Origin of the sequence: Kitasatospora sp. MY 5-36, assembly GCF_001182915.1 — a bacterium.
Classification (GTDB): Bacteria; Actinomycetota; Actinomycetes; order Streptomycetales; family Streptomycetaceae; genus Kitasatospora.
In genome coordinates this window covers 1-3,442 of sequence record NZ_LFVW01000905.1, presented here as the reverse complement: position 1 = coordinate 3,442, position 3,442 = coordinate 1, and the positions used below count along the sequence as shown (strand labels likewise).

The 3,442-nt window shown below is 74.5% G+C and carries 1 protein-coding gene; it reads left to right on the top strand.

The genetic code is table 11. The features are described 5' to 3' along the window. Positions 1–3,442 (top strand): beta-ketoacyl synthase N-terminal-like domain-containing protein (locus tag AE652_RS38005; RefSeq protein ID WP_234348684.1); only part of this gene is annotated, 3,442 nt, incomplete at both ends.

The following is a 3,442-nucleotide window of genomic DNA, read 5'->3' as shown; positions in this document are numbered from 1 at the left end:
CGGGGCGCTGCGCGCCGACGCCCCGGCGCACGTCGTGGTCGGCTACGGCGCGGGCGCCACGCTCGCGGCCCGGCCCGCCGTACCGGCCCGAACCGCCGTACCGGGCACACCGGTTCGGACCGCCGTACCCGCCGCCCCGGTACCCGGCGGCGACGGCGGGGACCTGACCGAGCGGACCGAGGAACTGCTGCGGCGGATCGTCGCCGAGGTCCTCCGGCACCGGCCGGAGGACCTCGACCCGGCCACCGACCTCGTCGCGTACGGCATCGACTCGCTGAGCATCATGGGCGTGACCGCCGAGCTGGAGAAGCTGTTCGGGCCGCTGTCCAAGACCATCTTCTTCGAGTACCTCAACATCGCCGACGTCGCCGCCCACTTCGTGGAGTCCCGGCGGGAGCAGCTGGAGGCCGTCCTCGGCGGGGCGGCACCGCAGGCCGAACCCGAGCCGGAGCCGGTCGAGGTGCCCGTCCGGACCACCCCCGAGGCCGTCGCCGCCGTCGAGGCCCCCGAGGCCCGCGCGGAGCCGTCCGGCCCGCACCGGGACCGCGACGACCGGCACGACATCGCGATCATCGGGGTCTCCGGGCGCTACCCCGGCGCCGACACCCTCGACGAGCTGTGGGAGCTGCTGGAGAACGGCCGGCACAGCTTCACCGAGGTCCCCGCCGACCGCTGGGACCACCGCGTCGTCCACGACAGCGACCGGGCCGTGCCCGGCAAGAGCGTGATCCGGACCGGGACCTTCCTGCGCGACATCGACGCCTTCGACCCCCGGTACTTCCGGATCTCCAAGCGCGAGGCCGAGCAGATGTCCCCGGAGGTGCGGCTGTTCCTCCAGGCCGGCGTGCAGGCGCTGGAGGACTCGGGCTACTCCCGGGAGACCATCCGGCGCCGCTACCAGGGCGACGTCGGCGTGCTCGTCGGGACGATGAGCAACCACTACAACCTGTACGGCTTCCAGAACAGCCTCACCCGCGGCGCCCCGCAGAGCGGCAGCTACACCGGGACGATCCCGAACATGCTGTCCTACTTCTACGGCCTGACCGGGCCGTCGATCTTCGTGGACACCATGTGCTCGGCCTCCTCGACCTGCGTCCACCAGGCCGTGCAGATGCTGCGGGCCGGCGAGTGCCGGATGGTGGTCGCGGGCGGCATCAACCTGCTGCTGCACCCGTACAACCTGATCACCTCCTCGCAGGAGCACTTCACCACCGGCACCTCCGACGTGATCCGCAGCTTCGGCGTCGGCGTGGACGGCACCATCCTCGGCGAGGGCGTCGGCGCGGTGGTGCTCAAGCCGCTGGTCGACGCGGAGCGCGACGGCGACCACGTGTACGCCGTGATCAAGGGCACCGCCCTGTCCAACGCCGGTGTGCGCAACGGCTTCACCGTGCCGAGCCCCGGCATGCAGGCCCGCGCGATCGAGAAGGCCGTCGAGGACGCCGGGATCGACCCGAGGACGATCGGCTACGTCGAGGGCCACGGCTCGGGCACCGCCCTGGGCGACCCGATCGAGGTCCGCGCCCTCACCTCGGCGTACCGGAAGTACACCGAGGACCGGCAGTTCTGCGCCCTCGGCTCGGTCAAGGCCACCATGGGCCACCTGCTCGCCGCCGCCGGGATGGTGGGCCTGGCGAAGGTGCTGCTCCAGCTGCGGCACGGCAAGCTGGTGCCGTCCCTGCACAGCACGGAGCTCAACCCGGACATCGACTTCGCGGACACCCCGTTCCGGGTGCAGCAGACCCTCGCCGACTGGCAGCCGGTCGTCACCACGGTCGACGGCCGGGAGGTCACCCACCCGCGCCGGGCCGGCCTCACCTCGATCGGCGCCGGCGGCATGAACTCCCACATCATCCTGGAGGAGTACCCGCCGCGGCCGGAGCGCCAGGAGCCCTTCGGCGAGCAGCTGTTCGTGTTCTCCGCCATGAACGAGGACGCCCTCGGACGCCACCTGGCCGTCTTCCGCGACCACCTCGCCGGGGCCCGCGAGGCCGACCTCCCCGACATCGCCTTCACCCTGCGGGTCGGCAGGAACGAACTGCCGCACCGCTGGGCCTTCGTGGCGGCCGACAAGGCGGCCGCCCTGGCCGCCCTGGACGGCTGGGCGGCGGGCCGCCGGGACCTCCCGGAGCACGAGATCGCCCGGACCTGGCTCGCGGGCCGCAGCGTCGACTGGGACCGGCTGCCCGCGGCCCGGCGGGTCCCGCTGCCCCCGTACCCCTTCGACCGGGTGCGCTGCTGGGTCGAGGTGGACGAGGACGCGCCGACCGTGCTCGCCCCGCTGGCCCACCGCGAGCGGCTGCACCCCTTCCTGGGACGCAACGAGTCCGACGTCCACGGCCTGCGCTACACCGCGGACCTGCGGCTCGACGACCTCCAGGACTACACCTACCGCCAGGACGGGCTCCCCGTCGTGGTGTCCACCTTCGCCGTGGACCTCGCGCTCGCCACCGCGAAGGTCAGCGGGTACGCGGCCGAGCCGGCCGTGCACGACCTGCGGGTGCTGCGGCCGGTCGACTGGTCGGCCACCGACCGCCTCGTCACGGAGTTCGCCGACGGCCACGGCCTGGTGCGGGCCGGGGACGGGCCGCCGGCCGTCGAGTTCACCGTCCGGGCGGCCGACGCGCCCACCGGCCGGATCGACCTCACCGGCCTGCGGCAGGTGCTGGACCGGGCGGGCCTCCTGGCCGAACTGGCCGAGGGCGGCGTCGTCCCCCGGGCCGCCTCCTGCGCCGTCGACGCGGTCTCCGCCGCCCCGGACGGCAGCACCGTCCTGCACCTGTCCCGCCCCGGCGTCCAGCAGGACCACGCCCGGCGGAACGTGACCGTCGAACCGTCCGTCCTCGCGGCGATCGCCCTGGGCGTGCAGTGGACGGCCCGCCGGGCCGGGCACCCGGACTGGCAGCGGGTCGCACCGCACCGGATCGACCGGGTCACCGTCCGGTCCGGCGGGCCGGTCGCCCACGTCCTCCTCGGCGCCGACCGGATCCTCCTGGCCGACGGTTCGGGCGAGGTGCTCGGCGCGCTGGAGGGCGTGCTGTGCGGCACCGGGGGGACGCCACCGGCGGCCCGCCGGGCCCCCCGACCCGCCGTACTCCGCCCCGAGCCGGGTACTCCCGCGCCGGCGGAGGGCACGTCCGGACCTTCGGGTGCGGACGGGGTCGTGGAGGTGCTGCGCGAGATCGCGGCGGGGCTGCTGAAGTTCGAGCCGGAGGAGCTCGACCCCCGGACCGGCATGGACGAGTTCGGCTTCGACTCGATCTCCCTGGTGTACTTCGCCAAGCAGATCGAGGAGCGCTTCGGCGCCAAGGTCAGCCCGGCCGTGTTCTTCGACCTCAGCACCCTGGAGGCGCTGGGCGCCCACCTGGTCGCGGAGCACGGGGCCTCGGCCGCGCCGCGCCGCCCGGCGGCCCGCCCCGCGACCGTCCCGGCAGCCGTCCCC